The organism is Arthrobacter sp. NicSoilB4, assembly GCF_019977335.1.
Classification (GTDB): domain Bacteria; phylum Actinomycetota; class Actinomycetes; order Actinomycetales; family Micrococcaceae; genus Arthrobacter.
The window spans coordinates 1,486,316-1,507,334 of sequence record NZ_AP024653.1; the positions used below are offsets into that span (position 1 = coordinate 1,486,316).

Consider the following 21,019-nt stretch of genomic DNA (forward strand, 5'->3'; position numbering starts at 1 on the left):
GGTGCTGTCGGGAGACAGCGGCCGTGGCCAACAATCGAAGGACGGGTCATGACACAGGCGGGACGCCAGGGTTCACCACGTAACAGTTCGGGACGCAACAGCGCCGGACAAAATTCAGCGCAGGGCTCAGGCCGCGGCGCACAGGGAGGCTCCGGGCGCACCGGCGGAGCCGACTACAAGGGCGGCTCGGGCCGCGGCGCTCAGGGCGGCAGCCGCAGCGGGGGAGCCGGCTACAAGGGCGGCGGCGACCGCCCCTTCAAGCACGCCAAGCCGCGCGAAGAGGCCTTCATCGATCCGGACCTGCAGGGGCCCGACGGCGCACCGCCGGCTGGCCGGCCCGCCTCCGGGGACTGGAAGTCCAAGGCACCCTCCGGCAAGGAAGCGGCCCGCAAGGCTGCCGCGCGCAAGCCCGGCTTCGGCAAGGCCCCCGGCACCCCCGGCGCCCTCAAGCCCAAACCGCGCGTCGGCGCCGGAGCGGCCAAGGCCACCGGTTCCCGCGCCTTCGGCAGCGAACGCTTCGGCCAGAGCCTCGGGCCAGTGCGCAAGCCGGCCCGCAAGCGCGGACCCCGCGCCGAGGTGCCCCAGTCTGAACTGCACGACCAGGACGGCATCCGCCTCCAGAAGGTCATGGCGTCGGCCGGCGTCGCCTCCCGGCGCGTCTGCGAGGAAATGATCGCCGAGGGCCGTGTCGAGGTCGACGGCCAGGTCGTCACCGAACTCGGCGTCCGCGTCGACCCGAAGACCGCCGTGATCCACGTTGACGGCCTCCGCATCCAGCTCGACGAGAACATGGTCTACATGGTGTTCAACAAGCCCAAGGGCGTTGTCTCCACGATGGAAGACCCGGACGGCCGGCCCTGCGTCAGCGACTTCGTCCGCAACAACCACGGCGAACGCCTGTTCCACGTCGGACGCCTCGACGTCGCCACCGAGGGGCTGCTGCTGCTGACGAACGACGGCGAACTCGCCAACCGCCTGACGCACCCCTCCTACGAAGTCCCCAAGACTTACCTCGTGCAGGTCCGCGGGCCCTTCCCGCAGGGCATCGGCGCCGAACTGAAGGCCGGCGTCGAACTCGAAGACGGCATCGCTTCGGTGGACTCCTTCCGGCTCGTGGACTCGACGCCGGGCCACGTGCTGATCGAGGTTGTGCTGCACTCGGGCAAGAACCGGATCGTCCGCCGTCTCTTCGACGCCGTCGGTTTCCCCGTGCTTCGCCTGGTCCGCGTTAAGGTCGGCCCCATCGGCCTCGGCGACCAGCGCCAGGGCAGCATCCGCAACCTCGGCAAGCAGGAAGTCGGCCACCTGCTGGCATCCGTAGGGCTGTAGGCATGTCCGCCTTTCGCACCCACGGCCGCGGCCACCTCAACGGTCCGGTAGTGGTCGTGGGGACCGGGCTCCTTGGCACCAGCATCGGGCTGGGGCTGCGGGGCCGCGGGGTGGCAGTCTTCCTCTCCGACCCTTCGCCCACCAACCAGGCCGTCGCCGTCGACATCGGCGCAGGCCTGCCTTTGGCGCGCCTTGACGGCGAGCAGCCGGAACTCGTGGTGGTCGCCGCGCCGCCGGACGTCACTGCGGATGTCGTTCAACGGGCCCTCGCGGACTACCCCGGGGCGACAGTCGTGGACATCGCGAGCGTCAAGGCCGGCATCCAGGCCGAGCTCCGCGCCCGCGGCGCCGACCTCAGCCGCTACGTGGGCACCCACCCGATGGCGGGCCGCGAAAAGTCGGGTCCCGTCGCCGCCCGCGGCGAACTCTTCACCTCCATGCCGTGGGTCCTGTGCCCCTCGGAGGAGACAGCGCCCCAGGCACTGCAGGCGGCGCGTGCGCTGGCCGGTGACCTCGGCGCCGTCGTCTCCGAATTCGGGGCCGAGGAACATGACGAGGCGGTGGCGCTCGTCTCGCACGTGCCGCAGGTGGTGTCCTCCCTTGTGGCCAGCAGGTTGCAGGGCACGCCCCTGCACGCGCTGTCCCTCGCCGGCAACGGACTGCGGGACGTCACCCGGATCGCGGCGAGCGACCCCACCCTGTGGGTGCAGATCCTCGGTGCCAACGCTGACAAGGTCGTGGAGATCCTGCATGGCGTCCGTGAGGACCTCAACCGGCTCATCGGGACGCTCGAGAACCCGACGGCGCCAGGGGCCCGGCTCGACCTTGCCCAGCTGATCAGCGAAGGCAACGCCGGCCAGTCCCGCATCCCGGGCAAGCACGGCGGACCCCCGCAGGCCTACTCGTGGCTGACCGTCCTGGTGGACGACACGCCGGGACAGATCGCCAAACTCCTCACGGAGATCGGCGAGATCGGCGTCAACCTCGAGGATCTCCGGCTGGACCACTCCTCGGGACAGAACGTGGGCATGGTGGAGATCTCCGTGCTGCCCAACAAGCACGAACTGTTAATCGAAGCGCTCAATGACCGCGGATGGCGGGTACTCCAGTAATGACCCAGGAACTTATTGAAACCGTGGACATCCTCCGCCCCGGAAAAAGCCTCGTCGTCGCCATCGACGGGCCGTCCGGATCGGGCAAGTCCAGCGTCAGCAAAGAGGTGGCACGCCGGCTCAAGCTGGCCTACCTCGACACCGGCGCCATGTACCGCGCCCTGACCTGGTACTGCCTGGACAGCGGAACGGACCTGGAGGACGGCGCCGCCGTCGAGACCGCCGCCGAGAGCCTGCCGCTGGAAATCAGCACGAGCCCGCTGGAGGAATACGTCCGCGTCGGCGGCACCGACGTCACCCTCGCGATCCGCGAGCCGTCGATCTCCGCCGCCGTCAGCGCCGTGGCCACCACCCTCGGCGCCCGCACCGAACTGATCCGCCGGCAGCGCGGGCTGATCGAACTGCACCACCGCCGCATGGTGGTTGAAGGCCGGGACATCACCACGGTCGTCGCGCCGCATGCCGAAGTGCGGATGCTGCTCACCGCGAGCGAGGAGGCGCGCCTGCGCCGCCGGGGCATCCAGCTGGGCGGCAGCCAGAACGCCGAACAGCTCGCGGCGCAGGTCACCCAGCGCGACGCGAAGGACTCGACCGTGGTGAACTTCACCCGGGCCGCCGACGGCGTGGTCACGCTGGACTCCTCGGAACTCGACTTTGATGAGACCGTCGACGCGGCACTCAGCATCGTGAACCGCATCGTGAACCACGAGGGACTCAACCGTGACTGACGCCAGGCAGCAGGAACGGACTCCGGCGCAGTCTCCGGAACGGACTCCGGTCCCGGCCCCGTGGACGACAGTCTGGAGCCGGCCCGTGGGCTGGGTCCTCAACCATGTCCTTTACCGGACCTCGGTCACCGGACGGTCGAACGTCCCGGCGGCCGGCCCGGTCATTTTCGCCGGGAACCACATCAGTTTCCTTGACGGGCCGGTGATGTTCGGGGCATCCCCGCGTGCCATGCACATCCTGGTCAAGAAGGAGATGTTCACCGGCTTCCTCGGCCGCGTGCTCCAGGCCTCCGGCCAGCTGGCGGTGGACCGCACGGGCGACCGGGCGGCCCTCCTCACGGCCAAGAGCGTGCTCGACGCCGGACGGTGCGTCGGCATCCTTCCCGAAGGGACGCGGGGGAGCGGCGAAGCCTCCGCCATCAACAAGGGCGTCGCCTGGCTCGCGCTGAACTCCGGTGCGACCGTCGTTCCCGTGGCCATCCTCGGTACCCGGACCGGCAGCGAACACCTTGACGCCGTTCCACGGCTGCGCCGCCGGCTGCATGTCAGCTTCGGTGGAGCCCTGAACGTCAGCCGCAGGCCCGGCGAGACCGGGCGTGTTTCAATGGACAGGGCCGGAACCGAGATCCGCGCCGCGCTGGCCCGCCATGTCCAGGACTCGATCCAAAGAACAGGGCAGCCCTTGCCCGACGCGGATTCCCCGCAAGAACGTCATGAAGCAGTAGCCGGGACGCCGGCAGATCACCCCATAAGGAAAGTGCAATGAGCGATACGACTCAAACTTCCGGCCCCCTTGGCGCCGGCGAAGACGAATACACGCCCACCGGCACCGACCAGGTGGCTGAGCACCTCGCCGCCCTGGACGACGAGGAAGCAGAGCTCCGCGCGGCCTCCCTCCGGGCCGGCCTGGACGACTACGAGCTGGATGAAGACGACGCCGCCCTCCTGAGCGGTGAGTACGACGACGAGGACTTCGACGGCCCGGTCAAGCTCGACCCGGTCCTGGCCATCATCGGCCGGCCCAACGTGGGCAAGTCGACCCTGGTGAACCGTATCCTCGGCCGCCGCGAAGCCGTGGTGGAAGACACCCCGGGCGTCACGCGTGACCGCGTGATGTACTCGGCCACCTGGAACGGCCGGAACTTCACCGTGGTCGACACCGGCGGCTGGGAGCACGATGCCCGCGGCATCCACGCCCGTGTTGCCGAACAGGCCGAGATGGCCGTGGAACTCGCCGACGCCGTGCTGTTCGTCGTCGACTCCGCCGTTGGCGCCACCGCCACGGACGAAGCCGTCGTGAAGATGCTCCGCAAGTCCAAGAAGCCGGTCATCATGGTGGCCAACAAGGTGGACGACTTCGCGCAGGAAGCGGATTCGGCAACGCTCTGGGGCCTCGGCTTCGGCGAGCCGTACCCGGTTTCGGCGCTCCACGGCCGCGGCGTCGCCGACCTCCTGGACCACGTCATGGACACGCTGCCCGAGTTCTCCACGATCGAAGGCCTGGAGCGCTCCGGCGGTCCGCGCCGCATCGCCCTGATCGGGCGCCCGAACGTCGGCAAGTCCTCGCTGCTGAACAAGCTGGCCGGCTCCGAGCGCGTTGTTGTGGACAACACCGCCGGCACGACGCGTGACCCGGTCGATGAGTTCATCGAACTCGGCGGCCGCACGTGGCGATTCGTGGATACTGCCGGCATCCGCCGCCGCCAGCACATGGCCCAGGGCGCCGACTTCTACGCCTCGCTGCGTACGCAGAGCGCCCTCGAAAAGGCGGAGGTCGCCGTCGTTCTCCTGGCGGTGGACGAAGTGCTCAGCGAGCAGGATGTCCGCATCCTGCAGCTGGCCATCGAATCCGGCCGTGCCCTGGTTCTCGCGTTCAACAAGTGGGACCTGCTCGACGACGAACGCCGCACCTACCTGGAACGTGAAATTGAGCAGGACCTGGCCCACGTGGCCTGGGCCCCGCGCGTCAACATCTCGGCGCTGACCGGCTGGCACAAGGACAGGCTTGTCCCTGCCCTGGACACCGCCCTGGAAAGCTGGGACAAGCGGATCGCCACCGGCCGGCTCAACGCCTTCCTTGGCGAGCTCGTCGCGGCGCACCCGCACCCGGTGCGCGGCGGCAAGCAGCCCCGCATCCTCTTCGGCACCCAGGCGTCCAGCCGCCCGCCGAAGTTCGTGCTCTTCACCACCGGGTTCCTGGACCCGGGCTACCGCCGCTTCATCACGCGCCGGCTCCGTGAGACCTTCGGTTTCGAGGGCACGCCGATCGAGGTCAACATGCGTGTCCGGGAAAAGCGCGGCAAGAAGCGTTAATTCCGACACAGTTGCCCGTGACATGCTGAAAGTGTCACGGGCACCCTCCGGAATCGTGTAAGCTTTTCAAGGTGGTTCGGCCGGACTGCTCAGATGAAATCCACTGGATACCAGTGGGCGGCATCGGGAGCGGAGAACGGCGGAACCAGCGGGCTGTAGCGCAGCTTGGTAGCGCACTTGACTGGGGGTCAAGGGGTCGCAGGTTCAAATCCTGTCAGCCCGACCAACAGAAATGCAGGTCAAAGGCCGCTTCCGGAGAAATCCGGAGGCGGCCTTTGATGTTTAACCGGGCGTGGTGGCATCGGGCATGGCCTCGGGGAAGGACTCACGGAGTGCCGCAAGCAGCCGGCCGAAGATGTCATCCTCGCTTCCCAGGCCGTCGACGCTCAGGAGGATCCCGCGCTGTAAGTAGGCGGAGGCCACCGGCGCTGTCTCCTGCTGGTAGAGCTCCAAACGGTGCCGGATGACGTCCTCGGTATCGTCGCTGCGTCCGGTCATGGTGGCGCGGTGGAGCAGCCGCCGGACGAGTTCGTCGTCGTCAACCCGCAATTGCAGGGCAACGTCCAGCTCCTGCCCGCTGGCGGCAAGGATGACGTCGAGTTCGGCCAGCTGTGCCGTGTTTCGGGGATACCCGTCCAGCAGGAACCCGGCCTTGACGTCGCTCTGGTTCAGGCGCTCACGCACCACACGGTTCGTCAGGGTGTCGGGCACCAGGTCGCCCGCGTCCAGATGCCCCGTGACTTCCCGGCCCAGCGGCGTCTGGTTCTTCACGTGGTCACGGAAAACCTCTCCGGTGGACACCCCGGTGATGCCGAGGCGCCGGGACAGTCGCTCGGCCTGGGTGCCCTTGCCGCACCCCGGGGGACCCATAATCAGCATTCGCATCGTTGAGGCAACTCCCTATGGCGGCGTACACAAGCGTCCTTGTATCGTGTCCACCCGGAGGCGCCAGCGCAAGGGAGCTGGGAACGACGGCGGGCTCCGCACCCTGCAAGCCCGCGCCTTTTCGGGAAGCGCCTATTTCAGAAAGCGCCTATTTCAGACAGCGCCTACTTCAGGAACCGGGACGTCCGGCGGTCGGCCAGGATCTTTCCGTGGGTCTGGCAGCCCGGACAGTACTGCAGGGCAGTGTCCGCGAAGGACACCTCGCGCACCGTGTCACCGCAGACCGGACACGCTTCGCCGGCGCGGCCGTGTACCCGCATGTGGCTGCGCTTCGTGTCCTTCAGCTCGCTGGGCGGTTTCCCCCGGGCTTCCTCCAGAGCGGTCCCCAGGATGTCATGGATGGCGTCGTAGAGCAGCTGCACCGCATCCGGGTCCAGGGATTTGGCGATGGCAAACGGCGACAACCGTGCGGCGTGCAGGATCTCGTCACTGTACGCGTTTCCGATCCCGGCGATCACGCTCTGGCTTCTCAGGACACCCTTGATCTGCTGGGAACTGGCACCGAGAATTCCCGCCAAGGTATCGACATCGAACCCGGGGCTGAACGGATCGGGACCCAGCGCGGCGATTCCAGGGACGTCGGGGGGGTCCCGGACCACGTACACCGCGAGGCTCTTCTTGGTGCCGGCCTCGGTCAGGTCGAGGCCCAGCGGGCCGGAGTCGCTGGAGAAGGACAGCCGAGCCGCCAGGTAGCCCTTGCCCATCTTCAAAGGGGTCCCGGTGGGCGCGTCGGTGAAGCGTACCCAGCCGGCCCGGGCCAGATGGAAGACAAAATACAGCCCGTCGGCCTCCAGGCTGACGAACTTCCCAAAGCGGCGCACCCCGGTCACGGTCCTGCCCTCCAGCCCGGAAAAAGGGGGATCGGCGGTTTTGAGGACCGCGAAGGAAACGATCTGGACCTTGCTGACCACTGTCCCGAGCAGGCGCCCGGCCAGATAGTCCGTAAGCGCAGCTACCTCCGGAAGCTCGGGCATTGCCGGCCTGTTTCGGCTTGTTCAGTCATCGCTTCATCATGGCAGAATCCTCCCCGGGCAGGGCCGGATATGCCTATACTTTCACCGGCGGGCAGTTCACCTGGCCGCCGAAGACATTGGTGATTGACCCGATGAAAGGCCCGTCATGAGCATCATTCCCGAAGAGCTGTCCTACACCGCCGAACACGAGTGGGTTTCCGCTCCCAATGCAGACGGTGTGGTGCGCGTGGGCATCACCGATTTCGCCCAGGACGCACTGGGGGACGTCGTCTATGCCCAGATGCCGGAGGCCGGTACCACGATCAAGGCAAACGACGTCGTCGGTGAGGTCGAGTCCACCAAGAGCGTCAGCGACATCTACGCCCCGGTTTCCGGTGAAGTAGTGTCCCGCAACGAGGCCCTGGATACCGATTCCGCCCTGATCAACTCAGATCCCTACGGCGAGGGCTGGCTGATGGAAATAAAGCTTGCGGAAGCCGACGCGGTCGAGTCGCTCCTCAGTGCATCGGAGTACGAACAGCAGGTAGGCTAAAGCAAAGGCCTTTTCGGGCCGGGCCGTTGGAACACGCCGTGGGAAGACCCGGCAGAAGACGCCCATCGAAAAGGCTGAATTCCGGATTTGCCACGCATTTCCGGACGGCATGCGTTGTTTGCAGGGGGGACACCTGCAGCGAATGGAGGAATCAATGTTTGGGCACGAACGCAACAACACCGGTGACGGTTTTGGCACGGGTGGAGTGAAGGCTTCGGAGACCACGTCGATCAACCTCACCCCGGTCCGCGATGAACCCACCATCACCCCGAAGCTCTCCGCTGAGGAGCGGAGCGCCGTCGAGGCGCTGCCGTACGGCTCCGCGCTGCTGGTGGCGCACAGCGGACCCAACACGGGCGCACGCTTCCTGCTGGACTCGGACGTCACGACGGCGGGCCGGCACCCGGATGCCGACATCTTCCTCGACGACGTCACCGTTTCGCGCCGTCATGTCGAGTTCCGCCGCACGGCGCGCAGCTTCGAAGTTGTGGACACGGGCAGCCTGAATGGCACCTACGTCAACCACGACCGCGTCGACAGCGTGGAACTGAAGTCCGGCAACGAAGTGCAGATCGGAAAGTTCCGCCTCACCTTCTACCTGAGCCCTGCCCGCGCAGCAGGCAACGTCTGATTCCGGGGTAGCTGCCTGTGGCCATGGCACACGCGGAACGGCGCGGACCCCAGGTCCTGAACATCGGGGAAGTCTTGGCTCAGCTGAGCGATGACTTCCCCAGCATGACCGCGTCAAAAATCCGGTTCCTTGAGGAAAAGGGACTGATCAACCCCCAGCGGACCCCTGCCGGGTACCGGCAGTACGCCGAGAGCGACGTCGAGCGGCTGCGCTTTGTGCTGTCCCTCCAGCGGGACCAGTACCTGCCGTTGAAAGTCATCAAGGACTACCTTGACGCGATCGACCGCGGAGAACGTCCCGACAACCTGCCCCCCGGCGTTACGGTCTCGCCGCGGATTGTGTCCGAGGAGCTGGCCTCCGAGCTGCAGAACCGGGTCCGCCGGCTCAGCGAGGAGCAGCTCCGGGCGGAGTCCGGCGCGAGCGTGCCCCTGGTCGAATCGCTCCTGAGCTTCGGCCTGATCGGCCACGTCAACGGCAAGTTCGACGAGAACGCCCTCCAGGTGGCGCGCGCCTGCGTCCAGCTGGAGAACCACGGCCTGGAGCCGCGGCACCTGCGGCCCTTCCAGGCTGCCGCCGAGCGTGAATTCGGACTGGTGGAGCGTGCGGTGTCCACCCTGACCTCCCGCAAGGATGCCGCCTCCCACGCCCGGGCCGCCGAGGCCGCCCGGGAGATCAGCGAGCTGTGCCTGACGCTGCACCGTGCCCTGGTCCAGGACCGCATCTCGAGGATGGACATCTGATGATTGAGGTGGAGATCGTAGGCGTGCGGATCGAACTTCCGTCCAACCAGCCGCTGGTCCTGCTCAAGGAGATCCACGGGGAGCGGCACGTGCCGATCTGGATCGGAACGCCCGAGGCCAGCGCCATCGCCCTCGCCCAGCAGGGGGTTGTGCCGCCGCGCCCCATGACGCACGACCTGCTGATCGACGTCGTCGAGTCCCTCGGCCACACGATCGTCAGCGTCAATATCGTGGCTGTGGAGGACAACATCTTCTACGGCCAGCTCCAGTTCGACAACGGGACGACCGTCAGCTCCCGCGCTTCCGATGCCCTGGCGCTGGCCCTTCGCGCCAAGTGCCGGATCTGGTGCGCCGACGCCGTGATGGAAGAGGCCGGCGTCCGTATCACCGAACACGACGAGGGCGAAGACACCCACCCGGGTCCAGCCGTCGACGAAGAGGGGGAGCTGCGCCGTTTCCGCGAGTTCCTCGACGACGTCGAGCCCGAAGACTTCGCCGGTTGAGCGGTTTGACGCCACACCAACGTTAAAGTCGAGGATGAAAGTTTCGACACGCCCCGGCAATACCTCGAACGTCTTTGACCTTGGGCCCCGTCAGGCCTAACGTCAGAAGTACAAGTTCCCATTGCACGCAACATCCGCTCAGGTCACACTGGAAGGTGGAGCCCCGGCAGAATTACACGGATGAATTTTATCCACCCGTGGTCTGGTTTAGCCAGGGATAACCGGCTGTTGCTGCATTTTCCGCAGGGGAGCCAAGATGAGGAGGATCCACGTGAGTCCGAAAGGCGAAGCAGGCGAGCTCAAGCAGCCCGCGACGGCTGGTGTAGCTGTGCCCGCTAGCGGTGCCCAGGGCCTGCTGTTCACCGAGGATCTCCCCGTCCTGGACGAGGATGCGGGCTACCGCGGGCCCACCGCCTGCAAGGCGGCCGGCATCACGTACCGCCAGCTGGACTACTGGGCACGCACCGGGCTGGTGGAGCCCGCCGTCCGCGGCGCCGCGGGCTCAGGCTCCCAGCGTCTCTACGGATTCCGCGACATCCTGGTCCTCAAGGTGGTCAAGCGCCTCCTTGATACGGGCGTTTCACTGCAGCAGATCCGCACCGCCGTCGAGCACCTCCGGGAGCGCGGCGTCGAGGACCTCGCCCAGATCACTCTCATGAGCGACGGCGCCAGCGTGTACGAATGCACCTCGGCGGATGAAGTCATCGACCTTGTCCAGGGCGGGCAGGGTGTCTTCGGCATCGCCGTCGGCCGGGTCTGGCGGGAAGTGGAAGGCAGCCTCGCAGCCCTTCCCAGCGAACACGCCACCGACCAGTCGTTCCCTGACGACGAACTCAGCAAGCGCCGGGCCGCCCGCAAGATCGGCTAGGCTGCAGCCACCTTAATGCCCCTGCACCAAAAAGCAACGCGGGGTCACTTACAGTCCATCACGGCATAGATGATGGGCGGTAAGTGACCCCGCGTTGCTTGGTTGTGGGCGTTCCCGGGTGGGCTCCTCCGCTCAGCGGTGGACACGCTCCCGGACCGGGGCCGCGGTTTCCGTGCCGCCCGCGGCCAGCAGGTTCGCCAGCAGGGAATCGAACAGCGCGGCGGCGTTCTTCGCCGAATCGCCGGGCCAGTGGTGGATGGAGTGGGCGGCACCCTGGATCTGCTGCCAGTTGGCCTGTTCCGGGATGTGCGGGTCCAGCAGCAGCCCGCCAAACATGGCCTCCATCTCCGAGAGCCGGAAGGTGTGTTCCGCGGAACCGGTGCGCACTCGGTTGGCGACAATGCCCGCCGGGGAGAGGTTCGGGGCGAATTCCTGGCGGAACAACTGGATGGCACGCATGGTGCGTTCCGTGCCCGCGACCGAGAAGAGCCCGGGCTCAGCGACGAGGGTGACCTTGTCGCTGGCGGACCAGGCCATCCTGGTGAGCCCGTTAAGGGAAGGCGGGCAATCGACGAGGATCAGCTCGTAGTTCTGTGCGCCGGCCAGCACCGCGGAGAGCCGGCGGAGGTCGCGGCGGCCCAGGTCCGGACGGTCGTAAATGCCGGTGTACGCGGAACCGACGGCCACGTCGAGGACGGGTGCCGCAGCGCCGGCGGGGGCACCGCCGTTCGTGGAGGCCCGTTCGACCCAGCCGCTGGGAACCACGTTGTCGGCCAGCCGGGCCCGCCGGGGGGCCTTGAGCATCCGGCCGATATCCAGCTGGTCACCCGGCCTGACTCCGAGGGCCGTGCTCGCATCCGCGTGGGGATCAAGGTCGACGACGAGGGTGGGGATGCCGGCGGCCAGTGCCGCGGACGCCAAACCAGTGGTCACCGATGTCTTGCCGACACCGCCTTTGAGGCTGCTGATGCTGACTACTTGCACTTGAAAAACCAATACCTAACGCCGGTTGCCGGGACGGGGTCCTGCCGGCTCCTGCGTTCTCCGGAGCCGGGGCGTGCATGCGCCACCCACCTCCTCATCATATGTTGCCGCCCTGCAGAAACCCGTCTCATCGGGTGCCGGGGCGGCAGATCATGGCTAAGCTTCAAGCAGGACCCGGACCGGCCGTTGCTAATCCGGCATACGTGACGCCTGTCCCTGTGACGGTCGCCACAATAGTTTGTGTTTGCCCTTTACGTTCTTGGACACTGTGACCAATTACCGATACACCCGCGATGATGCAGGAGAAGTATGTTTTCGAAGATTCTGGTGGCCAACCGCGGCGAGATCGCGATCCGGGCCTTCCGCGCCGGCTACGAACTTGGCGCCAAGACCGTGGCCGTCTTCCCGCATGAGGACCGCAACTCCATCCACCGCCAGAAGGCCGACGAGGCCTATTTGATCGGCGACGAGGGCCACCCGGTCCGCGCCTACCTCGACGTCGACGAAGTGGTGCGCGTCGCGAAGGAGGCCGGCGCCGATGCCATCTACCCGGGTTACGGCTTCCTCTCCGAAAACCCGCGCCTGGCCCGTTCCGCCGCCGCTGCCGGCATCACCTTCGTGGGCCCGCCCGCCGAGGTGCTCGAACTTGCCGGCAACAAGGTCGCGGCCCTCGAGGCGGCCCGCAAGGCCGGCGTCCCGGTGCTGAAGTCCAGCCAGCCCTCGAAGGACCTCGACGAGCTCATCGCGGCGGCCGACGAGATCGGCTTCCCCATTTTCGCCAAGGCCGTCGCCGGCGGCGGCGGGCGCGGCATGCGCCGCGTCGACACCCGCGAAGCCCTGCCTGAGGCCCTGCAGGCCGCGATGCGCGAAGCCGACGCAGCCTTCGGCGACCCCACCATGTTCCTGGAGCAGGCCGTCCTGCGCCCCCGCCACATCGAAGTCCAGATCCTGGCCGACGCGGAGGGCAACGTGATGCACCTCTTCGAGCGCGACTGCTCCATCCAGCGCCGCCACCAGAAGGTCATCGAGATCGCCCCCGCCCCGAACCTCGACGAGGGCATCCGGCAGGCGTTGTACCGCGACGCCGTGAAGTTCGCCAAGGCCCTCAACTACGTCAACGCCGGCACCGTGGAATTCCTTGTCGACACCGTGGGGGAGCGGGCCGGCCAGCACGTCTTCATCGAAATGAACCCGCGCATCCAGGTCGAGCACACCGTGACCGAGGAAGTCACCGACGTCGACCTGGTCCAGGCCCAGCTGCGCATCGCCGCCGGCGAGACCCTCGCGGACCTGGGCCTGTCCCAGGAGACGGTCCAGCTCAAGGGCGCAGCCCTGCAGTGCCGCATCACGACGGAGGACCCGGCCAACGGCTTCCGGCCCGACGTCGGCAAGATCACCGGGTACCGTTCGGCCGGCGGCGCCGGCGTCCGGCTCGACGGCGGAACCGTCTACTCCGGCGCCGAGATCAGCCCGCACTTCGACTCCATGCTGGTCAAGCTGACCTGCCGCGGCCGCGACTACCCGGCCGCCGTGGCCCGGGCCCGCCGGTCCCTCGCCGAGTTCCGCATCCGCGGCGTCTCCACCAACATCTCCTTCCTGCAGGCCGTTCTGGACGACGCCGACTTCATCGCCGGCAACGTGGCCACCTCATTCATCGACGAGCGCCCCCAGCTGCTCAAGGCCCGGGTGTCCGCGGACCGCGGCACCAAGTTGCTGACCTGGCTCGCCGAGGTCACCGTGAACAAGCCCAACGGCGAGCTCACTGTCCACACGGATCCCGCCGCCAAGCTCCCCGCCCTGGATGACGCGGCTGCCAGTCCGGGCTCCCGCCAGCGGCTGCTGGAGCTGGGCCCTGAAGGCTTCGCTGCGGCCCTGCGCGCGCAGGGTGCCGTCGCCGTCACGGACACCACTTTCCGCGACGCCCACCAGTCACTGCTCGCCACGCGGGTCCGCACCCGCGACCTGGTGGCAGCGGGCCCGGCGGTCTCCAAGCTCCTCCCGCAGCTGCTCTCCGTCGAGGCCTGGGGCGGAGCCACGTACGACGTCGCCCTCCGTTTCCTCGGCGAGGATCCCTGGGACCGCCTCGCTGCGCTCCGCAACGCGCTGCCGAACGTCTGCCTGCAGATGCTCCTTCGCGGCCGCAACACGGTCGGCTACACCCCCTACCCGGAGGAAGTGACAGTGGCCTTCGTCAACGAGGCCGCCGCCACCGGCATCGACATCTTCCGCATCTTCGATGCGCTCAACGACGTCAACCAGATGGCCCCGGCCATCCGCGCCGTCCGCGAGACCGGCACGGCCGTCGCGGAAGTGGCCCTCTGCTACACCGCTGACATGCTGGACCCGGACGAGACGCTCTACACCCTTGACTACTACCTGGAGCTGGCGCAGAAGATCGTCGACGCCGGCGCGCACATCCTGGCGATCAAGGACATGGCGGGCCTGCTGCGTCCCGCCGCGGCAGCCCGGCTGGTGACGGCCCTGCGTGAACGTTTCGACCTCCCGGTGCACCTCCACACGCACGACACGGCGGGCGGGCAGCTGGCAACACTGCTTGCCGCCGTTGACGCCGGCGTGGACGCCGTGGACGTGGCCTCCGCGTCACTGGCCGGCACTACGAGCCAGCCCGCAGCCTCCGCCCTGGTCGCGGCCCTGGCCCACACGCCCCGCGACACGGGCCTGAGCCTGGCCAACGTGTGCGCCCTGGAGCCGTACTGGGAGGCCGTGCGCCGGGTCTATGCACCTTTCGAATCCGGGCTCCCGGGCCCCACCGGACGCGTGTACCAGCATGAGATCCCGGGCGGCCAGCTCTCCAACCTGCGCCAGCAGGCAATCGCCCTGGGACTCGGTGAGCGCTTCGAGGCCATCGAGGACATGTACACCGCGGCGGACCGAATCCTGGGCCGGCTTGTGAAAGTCACCCCGTCCTCCAAGGTCGTGGGGGACCTCGCCCTGCACCTGGTCGGCCTCAACGCCGATCCCGCGGACTTCAACGAGAATCCGCAGAAATACGACATCCCTGATTCGGTGATCGGGTTCCTGTCCGGTGAACTCGGCGATCCTCCCGGGGGCTGGCCGGAACCGTTCCGCACCAAGGCCCTGCAGGGCCGCACGGTCAAGGTCCGCGACGTCGAGCTCAGCGCCGAGGACAGCGCCGCCCTCAAATCCGATTCCAAGACCGTGCAGCGGACCCTCAACCGACTGCTGTTCGCCGGCCCCACCAAGGACTACCAGAAGAGCCTGGAGACCTACGGCAACCTCTCGGTACTGGACACCCGCGACTACCTCTTCGGGCTGCAGCGCGGCGCCGAACACGAGATCGAGCTGGAGAAGGGCGTTAACCTGATCGCCTCGCTCGAAGCGGTCTCCGAGCCGGACGAGAAGGGCATGCGCACCGTGATGTGCACACTCAACGGGCAGTCCCGCCCGGTGGTGGTCCGCGACCGTTCCGTGGTCAGCAACGTCAAGGCCGCCGAACGCGCCGACACCTCCCAGCCGGGCCAGGTGGCCGCCCCGTTCGCCGGCGCTGTCACCCTGACCGTCAAGGCCGGTGAAGCGGTCAAGGCCGGCGACACCGTGGCCACGATCGAGGCCATGAAGATGGAAGCGTCCATCACGACGCCGGTCGCCGGCACCGTTTCGCGCCTCGCCGTCGGCGCGATCGAACAGGTCCAGGGCGGGGACCTGCTGCTGGTCGTCGAATAGCCCGGGAGCGACACCGCGGAACAAACAAAACACCAACGACGAAAGGGTCCTTCCGGCCGAGGCTGGAAGGACCCTTTCGTTTAATGCAACGCGGGGTCAGATACGGCCCATCCGAGCGCTCCGGATGGGCCGTAAGTGACCCCGCGTTGCTGTAGCTCTGCTTAGACCTGGGTGGGACGCGGGGCGCCGTACATTTCCTCGATGACGTTCTCGAAGTCCTTCATCACCTGTGCGCGCTTGACCTTCATCGATGGCGTCAGGTGCCCGGAGGCCTCCGTGAAGTCCGCCGGCACGATCCGGAAGGACTTGATCGCCTCGGCCTGGGACACGGACTGGTTGGCGCCGTTGATGAGTTCCTGCACCGCTGCCTTGACCACCGCGTTGTCCGTGGCTTCGGCAAGGGTTGTGGAGGCGGGCAGACCGTGGCGGTGCAGCCAGCCCGGCAGGGCCTCCTCGTCGAGGGTGACCAGGGCGCCGATGAACGGGCGGTTGTCACCCACCACGAGCACCTGGGAGACGAGTGCGTCGGCGCGGATCTGGTCCTCCAGCAGGGCAGGCACCACGTTCTTGCCGCTGGCCGTGACGATGATTTCCTTCTTGCGGCCCGTGATGGTCAGGAAGCCCTGGTCATCGAGCTGTCCGATGTCGCCGGTGCGGAACCAGCCGTCAACAAACGACTCGCCGGAGAGGTCCTCGCGCTTGTAGTAGCCGCGCATGACGCAGATGCCCTTGGCGAGGATCTCGCCGTCGTCGGCGATTTTCACGGCGTTGCCGGGGATCGGGGCGCCGACGGTGCCGATCTTGATCAGCTCCGGCGTGTTCACCGTGACAGGGGCCGTGGTCTCGGTCAGCCCGTAGCCTTCCAGGATCTGCATGCCGATGCCCTGGAAGAAGTGGCCCAGCCGCTCGCCCAGCGGGCCGCCGCCGGAGACAGCGTGGGCCACCTCGCCGCCCATGGCGGCACGGAGCTTGCTGTAGACGAGTTTGTCGAAGAGGGTGTGCTTGAGCTTGAGGCCCAAGCCCACCTTGCCGGCCTGGCGGGCGCGGGAGAACTCGATCGCGGTGTCCGCGGCGCGGTGGAAGATGACACCCTTGCCGCCGTCCTCGGCCTTGGTGAGCGCCGAGTTGTAGACCTTCTCGAAGACACGCGGCACCGCGAGGATGAAGGTCGGCTTGTAGCTCTGCAGGTCCGGGAGGAGGTTCTTGATATCCGGGGTGTGTGCCACCGTGACGCCGGCGGCGACCGCGAGCACCGAAATGAAGCGCGCGAACACGTGGGCGAGCGGCAGGAACATGATGGTCCGGGCCTGCTCGTGGACGATCTTGTTCAGCGAGGTGGCCAGGGCGTTTTCGGAGAGTTCCACGAAGTTGCCGTGCGTCAGCTCGCAGCCCTTCGGCCGGCCGGTGGTGCCCGAGGTGTAGATGATCGTTGCGACGTCCGTGAGTGATGCGAGGCTGCGCCGTGACTCCAGCTCCTCGTCGCTGACGGCCGCGCCGGCGGCCCGGACCTCGTCGAGGCCCGCCCCTTCGAGCTGCCACACGTGGGCCAGGTCGGTGAGGCCTTCGGAGGTGGCGGCCTGCCGGATGATGTTCTCGTGGTGGGCGGACTCGCCGAAAGCGGCGACGGCGCCGGAGTCGCCGAGGTTCCAGGCGACCTGCGAGGGGGAGGAGGTCTCGTAGATCGGCACGGAGACGGCTCCGGCGAACCAGACGGCGAAGTCAATGAGCGCCCATTCGTACCGCGTGCGGGACATGATGCCCACCCTGTCGCCGGCAGCGACGCCGCTGGCCATCAGTCCTTTGGCGAGCAGCGAAACATCGGCCAGGAACTCGGTGGCCCGGATGTCCTGCCACTGGCCGGCGGCGTCAAGGCGGGAGAACAGGGCCGGGTTGGAGGCCTTGGCGGCCTGGCGCAGGACCAGGTCCGTGACGTTCGATTCCGGGGGGACGTTGACCAAGGGCGGGACACTGATTTCTCGCACGTTAGCTCCTTTGATATCCATAGACCCGCGAGGGGTACGACTAACACTAGTATGTGGTCCAAGGCATGTGTGTTCCACCACACCTACTGGTGAGTAACATTACAGTTCGGCGGACGCCAGCGCAGCCGGGAGCCGCCCTGCCCGTGGAGCCCGCCGGCCGGACGCCCCGGTGGTGCGGCCCGTGGGGGCGCTCCGGCGAATAGGATGGGGAACCATGCAAACACCAACATCCGGACAGCAGCCCGGCCCGTACCGCAGAACTGCCGCGTGGCGTCGCCGGGCACTTGGCGGAGGGGCCGCCGGAGCGGGCGCAGGCCAGGCTGCCGGACCGGCTGGCGGGGGATTACGGGAGCATCTGCGGCTGGGCCGGAAGGGCCTGGCCATCGGCGTGGACATCGGCGGCACCAAGGTCGCGGCCGGCGTCGTCGACGCGGAGGGCAGGATCCTCGCCCAGGCCAAGCGGTCCACTCCGGGCAGTGACCCCCGCGCGGTCGAACAGGTGATTGTTGAGCTGGTCGAGGAGCTGGGCGAAGGCCACCGGATCTGGTCGGTCGGGATCGGCGCGGCCGGGTGGATGGACCTCGACGGCGGCACCGTGCTGTTCAGTCCCCACCTGGCGTGGCGCAACGAACCCCTCCGGGACAACCTCCAGCGACTGCTGCGCCGCCCAGTGCTGCTGACCAACGACGCCGACGCGGCCGGCTGGGCGGAGTGGCGCTTTGGCGCCGGGCAGGGCCAGAACCGCCTGGTCTGCATCACGCTCGGAACCGGCATCGGCGGTGCCATGGTGATGGACGGCCGGCTGGAACGCGGACGCTTCGGTGTGGCAGGGGAGTTCGGGCACCAGATCATCATGCCCGGCGGCCACCGCTGCGAGTGCGGCAACCGTGGCTGCTGGGAGCAGTACGCGTCCGGCAACGCACTTGGCAGAGAAGCCCGGGAGCTCGCCGCCGCCAACTCCCCGGTGGCCCAGGAACTGCTCAAGGCAGTGGACGGCCACGTGGAGCGCATTACCGGAGTGATCGTCACCGAGCTGGCCAAGGCCGGGGACCCGACCTCCCGGGAACTGCTCGAAGACGTCGGTGAGTGGCTCGGACTGGGCCTCGCCAACCTCGCCGCCGCGCTGGATCCGGGCAAGTTCGTGATCGGCGGCGGGCTCTGCGACGCCGGTGAACTGCTGGTCGGCCCGGCCCGGAAGGCCTTCGCCCGGAACCTGACCGGGCGCGGCTTCCGGCCAGCGGCGGACATCGAGTTGGCGGCCCTTGGCCCGAACGCGGGCCTGATTGGTGCTGCCGACCTGTCCCGGGTCAGCAGCCGCATGCACAGCTAACAGCGCTAGATACGCGCGCCGTCGTCGTGCTCGTCCTTTTCGCCCGGCAGCTTCATGATCAGGAAGACCACCGAGGCTGCAAAGGCCGCCACCATGCCGAGGATGGCCAGCAGCGGGGCTGAGCGCCAGAACATTGCGGACATCAGGAGGGCGATGGGACCGCCCACCGCGCCCAGCCAGGCCAGCACGGTCATCGGGTCGGCGCCGGCGAGGCTGGGCGGCTCCTCCGGCACGAACTCGCCGGGGATGAACGGGTCGTCGTTCTCAGCCTCAAAGTCGCGCGGCCCGCTGGCAGCCTCCTGGCCATCCGCGGCGGCTGCGTTGGCCGAGGCGGCCCCGGCGGCCTTGCTCTGCGCCAGCCGCTCCTCGGCGGAGAGTTCAATCGGCGCCGCGACGGAAAGGCCCAACGGGTCGAAGTCGCGGAAGGGACGGGGGGTTGCCGGGCCGTCGACGCGGGGGACGTCCGCCAGGGATGCGTCCGGAAGCTCGCCGTCGACCCCGTCGTCCCCGCGCTCTCCGTCGTCCTTGCCGGTCCTGGCCTCAGGGGTTCTGGTGCCCGCGCCCGGATCCCTTCCTTCCAGCCTCGCGACCAGGTCGAGCCAGACCGCGTCGTCCTGGTTGGCGTGGGAATCCGAAGAGTCGGGGTCAGGAGAGTTGGAGTCCGGTCTAGTCATCTGCCGTGTCCTTCTGGCTGGCGTGGGCAGCGTCCGGAGTGCTTCCCGCAGCCAGCGACCGGATGAATTCGGCCGAGCCACGGAAGATTTCGGGCGCATCGTTGTCCATCGTAGCCACGTGGTAGCTGTTTTCCAGCCGGATCACCTCCAGCGGGGCGCGGGTCAGGCCGCGGCGCAGGGCGCGCATGCTCGAGTCGGAGACCACATGGTCCACCGCCGACCGGTACACCCGCACCGGTGCGGTGACCCTGGGGAGCAGCCGGACGGTGTCCTTGAACATCTTGTTCAGCTCGTGCGCGGCGGCGACCGGCGTACGGGAGTAGGCGCCCTCATCGATGCCCTCCTTCAGGATGTCGTTGGCGATCGCGGGGGTGCTCTTGACCACGAATTTGAGGATGCCCGCCAGCGGTGCCCGGGGATCGTCGATGACAAGTCCGGGATTGACCAGCACAACGCCGGCGACCGGACGGTTGGCGGCGACCCGCAGCGCCAGCGCCCCGCCCATGGACAGGCCGGCCACGACCACCTGGTCGCATTCGGCGGCGAGCTCAAGATAGGCGGCGTCAATCGCCGCGTGCCAGGCCTGCCAGCGCGTCCGGGCAAGATCCTGCCAGCTGGTGCCGTGCCCGGGCAGCAGCGGCATCCGCACGGCGTAGCCCGCGCCGGCCAGCGATGTGGCCCAGTCCCTGACGCCGTGCGGGCTGCCGGTGAAGCCATGCGAGACCACGACGCCGGTGCTGGGCCCGGTTCCGGTGAACGGGCTGCTGAACGGTGTGTGGTCCGGGGGGAGGGTCATGGGGTCTCCGTGGTTGTGGTGGCGGGCCGGCCTGGTGCGGCCGGGGAGCCTGCGTGCTGCAGGAAAAACTGGACGGACTGCTCGAAGATCAGGCCGGCGTCGACGTCGAGCGTGGCCACATGGCCGCTGCCCGGCAAGCTGACCACTTCAAGCTCCCGCGACCCGAGCCGCTTCCGCAGCAGTTCCATCGACGACGGCGGAACCACGATGTCGGTCGCGGATTTGAAGACGAGGGCCGGGGCGGCGACGGCGGGCAGGTCGCGCAGCGCCGCCTTGAAGAGCCGGCTCAGCTGGTGCACGGCTTCGAGCGGGGTGAGTGAGTAGTCGCCGTCCTCGGTGGCCGCGGCGGTCGGGTTCGGTTCCTGGACCGGAACGGTGGTGCGCTGGACGTGCTTCAGCAGGCCGATGTAGCGCACCCGGCGGTCGTAGAAGCTCAGTCCCAGGTTGACGACGGCGACGCCGGCGACCGGGTGGCGGGCCGCTGCGCGCAGGGCGATGGTCCCGCCCATGGAGAGCCCCGCCACGTAGCAGTGCCTGGTCCTTGCGGCGAGTTCCAGATAGGAGTCCTCGAAGGCCCCGTACCAGTCCTGCCAGCCGTGGCGGGCCAGGTCGCGCCAGTCCGTGCCGTGTCCGGGGAGCAGCGGCACGGACACGGCGAAACCCTGCCGGGCCAGGTGCTCGGCCCACGGAAGGACACTCAGGGGGCTGCCGGTGAAACCGTGGCAGATTGCCACACCGATGCCCGCGTTGCTGCCGTGGCCGGGATAACTGAACGCTGCGGGCGCCAGGGGAGTGCTGCTTCCGGTCATGAGCCCATCGTGTCACTGTTCCCGATAAAACTCACTAGAGTAGGGTGTCATTGAAGTCCTGGCC

At 67.9% G+C, this 21,019-nt stretch carries 19 protein-coding genes and 1 tRNA gene; 13 read left to right on the forward strand and 7 right to left on the reverse strand.

The genetic code is table 11. The features are described 5' to 3' along the window. Window positions 1-48 precede the first annotated feature (48 nt). From LDO13_RS06655 to LDO13_RS06680, 6 genes are all read left to right on the forward strand, one after another. Window positions 49-1,329, forward strand: a complete 1,281-nt coding sequence (locus LDO13_RS06655) for a pseudouridine synthase (protein ID WP_224049227.1) — start codon at window positions 49-51, stop codon at window positions 1,327-1,329. A 2-nt stretch (window positions 1,330-1,331) separates the two neighbouring features. Further along, a complete protein-coding gene (locus LDO13_RS06660) occupies window positions 1,332-2,441 on the forward strand; it encodes a prephenate dehydrogenase (protein WP_224049228.1) in 1,110 nt (369 codons plus the stop codon). Then, window positions 2,441-3,169 carry a (d)CMP kinase gene (cmk, locus tag LDO13_RS06665; protein ID WP_224049229.1) on the forward strand — a complete coding sequence of 243 codons (729 nt, stop codon included), beginning with the start codon at window positions 2,441-2,443 and terminating at the stop codon, window positions 3,167-3,169. Before LDO13_RS06660 ends, cmk begins: the two co-directional genes overlap by 1 nt. Before the next feature lie 85 nt (window positions 3,170-3,254). Further along, on the forward strand, window positions 3,255-3,935 hold the full coding sequence (locus tag LDO13_RS06670) for a lysophospholipid acyltransferase family protein (RefSeq protein ID WP_224049703.1): 681 nt from the start codon (window positions 3,255-3,257) through the stop codon (window positions 3,933-3,935). Then, window positions 3,932-5,482 carry a ribosome biogenesis GTPase Der gene (gene der / locus LDO13_RS06675; protein WP_224049230.1) on the forward strand — a complete coding sequence of 517 codons (1,551 nt, stop codon included), beginning with the start codon at window positions 3,932-3,934 and terminating at the stop codon, window positions 5,480-5,482. The genes LDO13_RS06670 and der overlap by 4 nt, the downstream gene beginning before the upstream one ends. A 149-nt stretch (window positions 5,483-5,631) precedes the next feature. After that, window positions 5,632-5,708: transfer RNA gene (locus LDO13_RS06680), tRNA-Pro, on the forward strand. A gap of 56 nt (window positions 5,709-5,764) precedes the next feature. On the opposite strand, the gene LDO13_RS06685 is transcribed toward LDO13_RS06680, so the two are convergent. Beyond that, on the reverse strand, window positions 5,765-6,361 hold the full coding sequence (locus tag LDO13_RS06685; protein WP_224049704.1) for an adenylate kinase: 597 nt from the start codon (window positions 6,359-6,361) through the stop codon (window positions 5,765-5,767). Between the two features lie 170 nt (window positions 6,362-6,531). Beyond that, window positions 6,532-7,401, reverse strand: coding sequence for a DNA-formamidopyrimidine glycosylase family protein (locus tag LDO13_RS06690; RefSeq protein WP_224049231.1), 870 nt, complete (start codon window positions 7,399-7,401; stop codon window positions 6,532-6,534). Between the two features lie 145 nt (window positions 7,402-7,546). Between LDO13_RS06690 and gcvH the strand changes: the two genes are divergently transcribed. The 5 genes from gcvH to LDO13_RS06715 all read left to right on the forward strand — a co-directional run bounded on the left by gcvH (window position 7,547) and on the right by LDO13_RS06715 (window position 10,675). Further along, window positions 7,547-7,933 carry a glycine cleavage system protein GcvH gene (gcvH, locus tag LDO13_RS06695; protein WP_224049232.1) on the forward strand — a complete coding sequence of 129 codons (387 nt, stop codon included), beginning with the start codon at window positions 7,547-7,549 and terminating at the stop codon, window positions 7,931-7,933. A gap of 154 nt (window positions 7,934-8,087) precedes the next feature. Further along, a complete protein-coding gene (locus LDO13_RS06700) occupies window positions 8,088-8,564 on the forward strand; it encodes an FHA domain-containing protein (protein WP_224049233.1) in 477 nt (158 codons plus the stop codon). A 23-nt stretch (window positions 8,565-8,587) separates the two neighbouring features. Next, window positions 8,588-9,304: a MerR family transcriptional regulator gene (locus LDO13_RS06705; protein WP_224049234.1), complete on the forward strand. Its 717-nt coding sequence runs from the start codon at window positions 8,588-8,590 to the stop codon at window positions 9,302-9,304. Beyond that, the gene (locus LDO13_RS06710; protein WP_224049235.1) at window positions 9,304-9,807 is read left to right on the forward strand and encodes a bifunctional nuclease family protein; all 504 of its coding nucleotides are present in this window, start codon (window positions 9,304-9,306) and stop codon (window positions 9,805-9,807) included. Before LDO13_RS06705 ends, LDO13_RS06710 begins: the two co-directional genes overlap by 1 nt. 271 nt (window positions 9,808-10,078) lie before the next feature. Then, complete coding sequence (locus LDO13_RS06715) at window positions 10,079-10,675, forward strand: MerR family transcriptional regulator (RefSeq protein ID WP_224049236.1); 597 nt, start codon at window positions 10,079-10,081, stop codon at window positions 10,673-10,675. A 132-nt stretch (window positions 10,676-10,807) separates the two neighbouring features. Here the strand turns inward: LDO13_RS06715 and LDO13_RS06720 are convergent, their stop codons facing one another. After that, window positions 10,808-11,659, reverse strand: a complete 852-nt coding sequence (locus LDO13_RS06720; RefSeq protein ID WP_224049237.1) for a ParA family protein — start codon at window positions 11,657-11,659, stop codon at window positions 10,808-10,810. Window positions 11,660-11,968: 309 nt separating this feature from the next. Here LDO13_RS06720 and LDO13_RS06725 point away from each other — a divergent pair, with 309 nt between their 5' ends. Further along, complete coding sequence (locus tag LDO13_RS06725; RefSeq protein WP_224049238.1) at window positions 11,969-15,364, forward strand: pyruvate carboxylase; 3,396 nt, start codon at window positions 11,969-11,971, stop codon at window positions 15,362-15,364. Between the two features lie 161 nt (window positions 15,365-15,525). Here LDO13_RS06725 and LDO13_RS06730 read toward each other — a convergent pair whose 3' ends face one another. Beyond that, on the reverse strand, window positions 15,526-17,346 hold the full coding sequence (locus LDO13_RS06730) for an AMP-dependent synthetase/ligase (protein ID WP_224049239.1): 1,821 nt from the start codon (window positions 17,344-17,346) through the stop codon (window positions 15,526-15,528). 214 nt (window positions 17,347-17,560) lie between these two features. Here LDO13_RS06730 and LDO13_RS06735 point away from each other — a divergent pair, with 214 nt between their 5' ends. Continuing rightward, window positions 17,561-18,676 (forward strand): ROK family glucokinase, encoded by a 1,116-nt coding sequence (locus tag LDO13_RS06735; protein WP_224049240.1) that lies wholly within the window; start codon window positions 17,561-17,563, stop codon window positions 18,674-18,676. A gap of 5 nt (window positions 18,677-18,681) precedes the next feature. Here LDO13_RS06735 and LDO13_RS06740 read toward each other — a convergent pair whose 3' ends face one another. Genes LDO13_RS06740 through LDO13_RS06750 form a run of 3 tightly spaced genes read right to left on the reverse strand, consistent with a single transcriptional unit; the run spans window position 18,682 to window position 20,955 of the window. Continuing rightward, the gene (locus tag LDO13_RS06740; RefSeq protein WP_224049241.1) at window positions 18,682-19,350 is read right to left on the reverse strand and encodes a hypothetical protein; all 669 of its coding nucleotides are present in this window, start codon (window positions 19,348-19,350) and stop codon (window positions 18,682-18,684) included. Then, on the reverse strand, window positions 19,343-20,146 hold the full coding sequence (locus tag LDO13_RS06745; RefSeq protein ID WP_224049242.1) for an alpha/beta fold hydrolase: 804 nt from the start codon (window positions 20,144-20,146) through the stop codon (window positions 19,343-19,345). The genes LDO13_RS06740 and LDO13_RS06745 overlap by 8 nt, the downstream gene beginning before the upstream one ends. Beyond that, window positions 20,143-20,955, reverse strand: coding sequence for an alpha/beta fold hydrolase (locus tag LDO13_RS06750; protein ID WP_224049243.1), 813 nt, complete (start codon window positions 20,953-20,955; stop codon window positions 20,143-20,145). The genes LDO13_RS06745 and LDO13_RS06750 overlap by 4 nt, the downstream gene beginning before the upstream one ends. Window positions 20,956-21,019 lie beyond the last annotated feature (64 nt).

Coding starts and splice junctions, on each gene's coding strand:
- LDO13_RS06725 (WP_224049238.1), top strand. CDS start 11,969: ATGTTTTCGAAGATTCTGGTGGCCAACCGCGGCGAGATCGCGATCCGG.
- LDO13_RS06700 (WP_224049233.1), top strand. CDS start 8,088: ATGTTTGGGCACGAACGCAACAACACCGGTGACGGTTTTGGCACGGGT.
- LDO13_RS06710 (WP_224049235.1), top strand. CDS start 9,304: ATGATTGAGGTGGAGATCGTAGGCGTGCGGATCGAACTTCCGTCCAAC.
- LDO13_RS06705 (WP_224049234.1), top strand. CDS start 8,588: ATGGCACACGCGGAACGGCGCGGACCCCAGGTCCTGAACATCGGGGAA.
- gcvH (WP_224049232.1), top strand. CDS start 7,547: ATGAGCATCATTCCCGAAGAGCTGTCCTACACCGCCGAACACGAGTGG.
- der (WP_224049230.1), top strand. CDS start 3,932: ATGAGCGATACGACTCAAACTTCCGGCCCCCTTGGCGCCGGCGAAGAC.
- LDO13_RS06740 (WP_224049241.1), bottom strand. CDS start 19,350: ATGACTAGACCGGACTCCAACTCTCCTGACCCCGACTCTTCGGATTCC.
- LDO13_RS06735 (WP_224049240.1), top strand. CDS start 17,561: ATGCAAACACCAACATCCGGACAGCAGCCCGGCCCGTACCGCAGAACT.
- LDO13_RS06750 (WP_224049243.1), bottom strand. CDS start 20,955: ATGACCGGAAGCAGCACTCCCCTGGCGCCCGCAGCGTTCAGTTATCCC.
- LDO13_RS06690 (WP_224049231.1), bottom strand. CDS start 7,401: ATGCCCGAGCTTCCGGAGGTAGCTGCGCTTACGGACTATCTGGCCGGG.
- cmk (WP_224049229.1), top strand. CDS start 2,441: ATGACCCAGGAACTTATTGAAACCGTGGACATCCTCCGCCCCGGAAAA.
- LDO13_RS06660 (WP_224049228.1), top strand. CDS start 1,332: ATGTCCGCCTTTCGCACCCACGGCCGCGGCCACCTCAACGGTCCGGTA.
- LDO13_RS06655 (WP_224049227.1), top strand. CDS start 49: ATGACACAGGCGGGACGCCAGGGTTCACCACGTAACAGTTCGGGACGC.
- LDO13_RS06745 (WP_224049242.1), bottom strand. CDS start 20,146: ATGACCCTCCCCCCGGACCACACACCGTTCAGCAGCCCGTTCACCGGA.
- LDO13_RS06685 (WP_224049704.1), bottom strand. CDS start 6,361: ATGCTGATTATGGGTCCCCCGGGGTGCGGCAAGGGCACCCAGGCCGAG.